Here is a 7072-nt window from a genome sequence, read left to right as displayed (position 1 = left end):
GCCGACGCGAGAGTACGCACCGTACGGCCATGCGATGGCTCGCGGGCGCACGCCGGTGTGCGCGGCAATCTCATCCGCGCTTTTCGATAGGTCGGCGCGCACGCGCGCCACGTACTCGGCCTCGGTTTCGTAACGCTGCTTCGCGGCGTCGTACTGGAGGTACGCGGCCGCGGGCATCTGGTTGCCCTGCGGGTTGCCGTTGGTGCCCTGGTGCAGGGCATACGAGTGCGAGGCGATTTCGACAAGCCCGGATTTCTGCATCTCGCTGACCTGGTCCCAGGTCAGGAAGCACGAGCGGTCGCAATCGCTGCCGTTGTACGGCATGCGCTTGCCATCGGGCAGGTCCATCCATGAGCCGACCACGGCCTGCAACGCGGGGAAGTTGTAAGCCTTGAGCAGCGGGTAGACGCGCGTGTAGAAGCTCTCCAGGCTGTCATCGAAGGTGAGCAGCACGGCATCCGGGGGCAGCGCGCGGCCGCCTTCGGAGGCTTCCTTGACCTGCTCAAAGCTGACGACGTGGTAGCCATTCGCCTTCAGCCATTCGAAATGCGCGACCAGGTGGTCGGTGCTCGTGGCATCCGGATCGCGGTCGGCATCAAGCCCGACATCGTCGCGGACATCGTGGTAGGCAAGCACGATAAGGTTTGGCCTGACCGGCGTGACCGCCTGCGCGCGGGCGGAGGGCGCCGTCGCAAGGAGGGCCAGGCCAAGCAGGGCCAGGGTGGACAACAGCGGACGCATGGACTTCATTCTCCCCAATGGAGCGTCAGGTCGAGGACGAAGCGGTGTTCGCGACGGCCATCGTAAGGTTGGTTGTGCCAGCCGATGCCCCAGCCAAGGCGCAAGCCTTCGCGGGCCTGCAGCACCTGGCCGTAACGGACGGTCGCCATCCAGTCGGTGGCGTAGCCTTTCTCGGCGTACTGGCCCACGGCGACATCGACACGCTGGGTGATGCTGCGCTCGTAGAACTGCCCGAGCAGGTTCTCGAGCCGGCCGGTGAGGGCGTAGCTGTTGTCGCGGCGCGGATTGAAATATGGCCGGTCGGTGTCGGTGTTCATGGAGCCGCCGAGTTCGACACCGCCATCGATCGTCAGGTTGGGTTCGGTGTGCAACCGCTGCACTACCGAGGCGAGCCAGCCCGTGCGGGTATTGCCATCGCTGAACTTATCGCGCGACAGGCCCACGCGTGCCTGCGTGAGCTCGCTCGCACGCCACGTCACGGCGGTATCGAGCGTCTTCGCCGAGATGCCGTAGTACTGGGCGCGCAGGGGGGTATCGTCGCCCGCGGTGCTGTAATCGGCGGCTACGGCCCAGTGATCCGTGATCGACCAGTCGAAGCCAGCCTCCAGCGCCGTCTTGCCGACATAGCGATCCGCGGCGGGCAGGGCCTGAACGTAGGCCATGAGGCCTTGTGCGTAACCACGGATACCCACGCCGAAGCGCGTGCGACGGACATCGCCCTCGGGCAGGTCGGCCGTCGAATAGCGTCCCAACGCCAGCACGCGCCAGTGATCATCGATCAGCGGGCTGGCCACCGTGGCCTGGGTGGTGCCATCGCGGTCACCGTAGTCGGGGCTGGAGCCCTTGCCCTGTTCGGTGCTGATATCGAACTGCCAGCCCTTCTCACGCGCCCAGGCGCGTTCGGCGCGGTCCACGCGGCCGTTGCGATCGGCGCGGGTCTCGGCTTCGGCCAGGATGTCGTCGACCTGCGCATAGTCGTTGAGCGTGCGATAGGCCTCGGCTTCGCCGACGAGCGCGCCGATGTCACGGCGATCGAGCGTCGTGGCGATGTGGAAATCGTCCAGCGCCCGGCGCGGCCAGCCGCGGGCAAGTTCGACGTTGCCGAGCTCGCGGCGGATCTGCGGGCTGGCGGGTGCCTCGCGGGTCATTGCGTAAAGCTGGTCATACGCCGCGCGGGGCATGCCGACCGAGCTGCGCAGCACCGCGGCGTTGAGGTCAGCATCGACCTTGCGTGGATTCTGGATCGGCAGGCGGATGCCGGGGATGCGCACCCACGGCTGCTCCTTCGCCGCGAGTTCATCGATCGTCGCGAAGGCCTTGTCGGTCTGGTTGGACTCGGCATACGCGTACATCAGGCCGATCCGCGGTTCATTCTCGGTGCGTGCGTAGGGGCCGGGCTCCTTGCGGATGCTGTCTTCGTAGACCGCGGCTGCCTCAAGCGGGCGGCGGCGCACGAGCAGCGCATCGGCCACGCCACGTTCGGCGTAGGCAGGCACGCCGACGCCATCCTTCTTCAGTGCCTCATAGCGCTGGATGGCTTCATCGGGGAGGCCCGCCTGGTCCAGTGCCACCAGCAGGTCGAACGATTCGCGGCGGCGCAGGTCCGCGGGCAGCGAGGGGTCGTCGGCGATGCGGCGGGCGTCGGCCACGGACCGGTCCGCCTCGGCATACGGTTTGGCCGGATCGGCGGGCTCGCCGTTCGCCCAGCGAATCTCATGCGCGACGTGGTCTGCGTCGATGCGCGCGAGGTCCGCGGGGGCAGGGGCCGGCGAAAGGCCCGGCGCCAGCTCCCTGGCGCGGCTGGTCGCGCCGAGCTCCGTCAACAAAACGACGTTCATCTCGCGGGCTTCGCGGTCGTCGGGCCACTGGCCCAGGATCACCTGGAGATGACGCAGCGCGTCCACGCGGTGGCCTTGCGACCGCTCCTCGCGGACCTGGGCCATAAGGGCATCGCGGGTGGCGCCCGGCGCGGTCGCCGCGAGGGCGCCATGACCCTGGAACACCAGGGCGAGCGCCAGGCACAGCCTTCCCCGTGGCACGCGCGCGCTGCGCGGAGGTGTCGCGTTTGAGATTCCCATGCCGCCTTTTGACCTTATTTTCGTTGGCCGGATGTCCATTTCCGGCAGCGTTTCATTTTTTGTGAGAGAGCCAGCGGGCGTATCGAAGCAAAGCGGATGCCAAAAAGGTGTGTAAAGGCCCGGTGAAGACTCAACCGAGGCTGGGGAAGGCGTTACGCAGCCCCGACACCATCATCTGCACGGCGATCGCGGCGAGGATCATACCCATGAGGCGGCGTGCGATGCCGACCGCCTTGGCGGAGAGATAGCGCGCGATGTACGGGGCGCCGAGGAGCGAAATCGCCAGCACCATGAGGAACGCCCCGAGTCCCAGCGCCATCGACATCTCCGTGTGCACGTTGCGCGCCGTCTGCCCGAGCACGATCAGCGTGGCGATGGCGCCAGGGCCGAGGAGCAGGGGAATGGCCAGCGGGTAGATGGCGACATCCTCCGCGGCGGCCAGTGCCTCCGCTTCGGGCAGCGTCGGGTGATGCTGCGTGCTCGGCGAGCCGTTCAACATCGAAAGGGCGATGAGCAGCACCATGATGCCGCCGGCGATGCGGAAGTCGTTCACCGTCACGCCGAAGACCGAGAGGATGGCTGCCCCCGCTGCCGCCGACACGACGCAGCCTATCGTGACCGCGATCAGTACGGCCCAGGCGACACGCAGGCGGTCGCGGTCGGTGATGCCATCGGTCAGCGAGAGGAAGAGTGGCACGTTCGCGATCGGGTTCATGATGGCGAACATCGCGGTGAACACCTTGATGGCGAACGGTATGTCCCAGGACATCGCTGGCTCCTTCGCATGGGCCGGGCTGGCCCCACCGTCACCCTGGTGACGTGCGAAGCACACTACCGTTGCGAACTGCGCGGGGCAAGGCGGAGTGGCACGGATGACGTGAATACAAAAAGCCCCGGGCGAAGGCCCAGGGCTTGATGTCTGAATCGTTGGTGGAGCCAGGGAGGATCGAACTCCCGACCTCGTCATTGCGAACGACGCGCTCTCCCAGCTGAGCTATGGCCCCACATGAGCGGATGATGTTATCAGGGCACCCGGCGCCCGCCAAGCCCCTCGTGCCACGCTCACCCGGGCAGCAGCGCCGCGAGGCGGTCGTGGAGGACTTCCTTGCGCCAGCCCTCGAGGGCTTCGGGCCATTCGCCGCCGGTCATCACGTATTCCTCCATGGTCCGGCGGGAGCAGAGCAGGCCGGGCGGGAGGTCGAGGTGGCTGGCCAGGGTGTCGACGGCGCTGCGCATCTCGTTGATGGCGCGCTTGGCATCGCCGGCGGGGTGGCCGACGATGGCCGCGGTCGCCTCGATGTCAGCGACTTCAACGGGCCGATGCAACAGCGCGAACAGTTCCTCGCGCTGGGGCGCGCGCAAGGCGCGGGTGCCGCGGGTGACTTCCTCGAGCTTGCCCAGGTCGGCCGGCAGCTTGCCCGCAAGGTCGAGCGCGTGCTGGTCTTCCAACAACCACGAACGCGGCTTGTCGAGCGCGCGCGCGGTGGTCTCGCGCCAGCGCAGGATCCGGCGGAGCAGGGCCTGGCGTTCACGCGGCCAGTCCGCGGCGGGCTTGAACCCGCGCTGCGGCTGCGGATCGCCTTCGCGCTGGCTGGCGCGGCGCTTCATGCGCGCGCAGTCCTCGGCGTGCCATGCGCCGCGGCCACGTTCCTCGAGCCGCTCGGTCAGGATCGCGTGCACCGGATGCAGGTGGACGACGTCGAGCGTGGCATACAGCTTCTGCGATTCGGTGAGCGGCCTCTGCAGCCAGTCGCTGCGGGTTTCACCCTTGTCGAGTTCGGCGCCGACAAGCTCGGCCACCAGTGCGCGATAGCTGATGCCCAGGCCCATGCCGACGAAGGCGGCGGCGATCTGCGTATCGAAAAGCGTATGCGGGCCATCGGGCAGGAACGGCGCCATGGCCTCGAGATCCTCGCCGGCGCTGTGCATCACCGTGGTCACCGGCTGCTCGGCGAAGACCGGGCGCAGCACTTCGCCGAGCGGCACGGCCAGCGGATCGATGAGCGCATAGCGGCCGTCATGTGCGAGCTGCAGCAACGCCAGTTGCGGATAGAACGTGTTGCGCCGCATGAACTCGGTATCGAGTCCGACGATGTCGCCCGCTTTGACCGGCGCCAGCCAGGCGGCCAGGTCGTCGCGGTGTTCGATCCATGGGGCGGCGGGAGCGAGTTCGCTCGATGACATGGGGCATCCTTGTAAATAAACGGGAGCGTGCGCGCGTGTTGCCCTGCAGCGCACGATTCCCTAAGGTGGCACCGCACGATAGCAGGCCCACGCGGAACCGCCCACCATGCCGAACACCGAGACTGTCCGCCGACAGCGCGCCATAGGCGGCGCCATGGGTGTGGCCGTCCTCGGTTTCGCCTTGTTCTACCACTTCTTTCCGCAGCTGCTGCATGTCGAGCCGGGCCAGACATCCTCGGCCCGCATGCCCTCGCGCAGCCAGCCGGGGACGATCGGCTTCGACCAGCGTCCGCAGGCGGCAGCGCAGTCGGTAGCTTCGGAAGTCGATGCAGGGCCTCCGCTCGTGCTTGCCCCGGCGGCGGTGATCGCCGCGCGGCGCCGCGAGAAGTCGACCGAGGTCAAGCTCCCGCCGCAAGCTTCGCCGGATACGCCCGAACTTACTGCGTTGCTGGACCGCGCCGACAAGGCGCTCACCGCGGATCGCCTCGTCGGCGGCAAGGACAGCGCGGCGGCGTTGTTCGCGGCGGCGCTGAAGGAAAAGGCGGATAGCCAGCGCGCGCTGGCCGGCATGGATGAGATCCGTGCCCGGCTGGTCGCTGAGATAGAGCAGGACATTGCGCTGGGTGATGCGGACGCGGCGCGGGACGCGCTGGCAGCCCTCAAAGCCCTGCCCAACAGCGCGAAGGACGCGCAGCCGTTGGTGCAACAACTGGCGGTACTCGATAAGGTGCGCCCGCTGCTCACGACCGCGGCCACCCAGCTCCAGGCGGGCAAGGCGAACGAGCCGCGCGGCGACAGCGCCCTGGACACCTATCGGCAGGTGCTCCAGCTCGATCCGCAGAACGCCGTTGCTGTCCAGGGCATCAGCCAGGTCCAGCACGTCGTGCTCGACAAGGCGCTGGCGGCGGTCGCGCAGAGCGACTTCCCCGCCGCGGACAACGCCCTCGCCGAGGCGGCGACCATCGAGCCGGGCTCGCAAGCCCTGCAGGACACTCGCGGCCGGATCGAAGGCATGCGCCGGCAGAGCGGCGCGGCGATGCTCGCCCAGGCGCGTTCGGCGCTTGATGGCGGCAACGTGGAGCTGGCGCAGCAGCTTGCGGCCAAGGCGCAGCAGATCAGTCCGGACCTTGCCGGCATCGACGATTTCAATGAGCGCGTGACCAACGCGAAGCTGTATTCCAGTTACAAGCCGGGCCAGGTCTTCGCCGACCGCTTCGTGGATTCCACGGGCCAGGCGCCGGCGATGGTCGTGGTGCCCACGGGCAAGTTCGTGATGGGCTCGCCCGACGGCGAGACCGGCCATGATGCGAACGAAGCCCCCGCGCATGAAGTCGATGTCGCGAAGGGCGTGGCCCTGTCACGCAGCGCGATCACGATCGGCCAGTTCCGCGACTTCGTGCGCGCGAGCGGTTACGTGCCACAATCCCAGACCCTGGGCGGCGGCAGCGTATACGACGAACAGAGCGGCGGCCTGCGCGACGACGCATCGGCCACCTGGGAAGACGACTACGCCGGCAAACCCGGCCAGGACCGCCTTCCGGTCATCAACATTTCCTGGAACGACGCCAAGGCCTACGCGGACTGGCTCTCGCAACGGACCGGTAAGAAGTACCGCTTGCCCAGTGAAGCGGAGTTCGAATACGCACTGCGGGCGGGCAGCACGTCGCGTTACTGGTGGGGCGACGGCGCCCCGGCCTCGCACGTGGAAAACCTCACCGGCGCAAACGATCGCTCCGGCTCGGGCCGCCGCGGGAGCAACGCCTTCAGTGCGTACAAGGATGGTTACTGGGGGCCGGCGCCGGTCATGAGCTTCTCGGCCAACCCGTTCGGCCTCTACGACATGGGTGGCAACGTCTCGGAGTGGGTCGCCGACTGCTGGCACGATAACTACATCCGCGCGCCCCGCAGCGCCGAGGCCTGGGTGAACCCGGGTTGTGGCCGCCGCGTGATCCGCGGCGGCTCGTGGGGCAGCGCGCCGGAAATGGTGCGTTCCGCCTACCGCCAGGGCGCTTCGGCCGACATCCGCAGCGCCCGCGTCGGTTTCCGCGTTGCACGCGAGCTCTGACCGG

At 68.0% G+C, this 7072-nt stretch carries 5 protein-coding genes and 1 tRNA gene; 1 reads left to right on the top strand and 5 read right to left on the bottom strand.

The genetic code is table 11. The features are described from left to right. The 5 genes from ACTHLF_RS06105 to rnd all read right to left on the bottom strand — a co-directional run. Positions 1-741, bottom strand: a 741-nt coding sequence (locus tag ACTHLF_RS06105) for a polysaccharide deacetylase family protein (protein ID WP_440325749.1), incomplete at its 3' end; no start/stop codon positions are given. Between the two features lie 5 nt (positions 742-746). Beyond that, positions 747-2819 carry a poly-beta-1,6 N-acetyl-D-glucosamine export porin PgaA gene (pgaA, locus tag ACTHLF_RS06100; RefSeq protein ID WP_440325747.1) on the bottom strand — a complete coding sequence of 691 codons (2073 nt, stop codon included), beginning with the start codon at positions 2817-2819 and terminating at the stop codon, positions 747-749. 130 nt (positions 2820-2949) lie between these two features. Further along, positions 2950-3588 (bottom strand): MarC family protein, encoded by a 639-nt coding sequence (locus tag ACTHLF_RS06095; RefSeq protein ID WP_440325745.1) that lies wholly within the window; start codon positions 3586-3588, stop codon positions 2950-2952. A 159-nt stretch (positions 3589-3747) separates the two neighbouring features. Continuing rightward, positions 3748-3823 (bottom strand) — tRNA-Ala (locus ACTHLF_RS06090). A 58-nt stretch (positions 3824-3881) separates the two neighbouring features. Further along, positions 3882-5003 carry a ribonuclease D gene (rnd, locus tag ACTHLF_RS06085; protein WP_440325743.1) on the bottom strand — a complete coding sequence of 374 codons (1122 nt, stop codon included), beginning with the start codon at positions 5001-5003 and terminating at the stop codon, positions 3882-3884. Between the two features lie 106 nt (positions 5004-5109). Here rnd and ACTHLF_RS06080 point away from each other — a divergent pair, with 106 nt between their 5' ends. After that, positions 5110-7068 (top strand): formylglycine-generating enzyme family protein, encoded by a 1959-nt coding sequence (locus tag ACTHLF_RS06080; protein ID WP_440325741.1) that lies wholly within the window; start codon positions 5110-5112, stop codon positions 7066-7068. The last annotated feature ends 4 nt before the right edge of the window (positions 7069-7072 follow it).

Source organism: Luteibacter sp. (genome assembly GCF_051958795.1).
Taxonomy (GTDB): Bacteria; Pseudomonadota; Gammaproteobacteria; order Xanthomonadales; family Rhodanobacteraceae; genus Luteibacter.
This window is presented reverse-complemented; position numbering and strand designations above follow the sequence as displayed.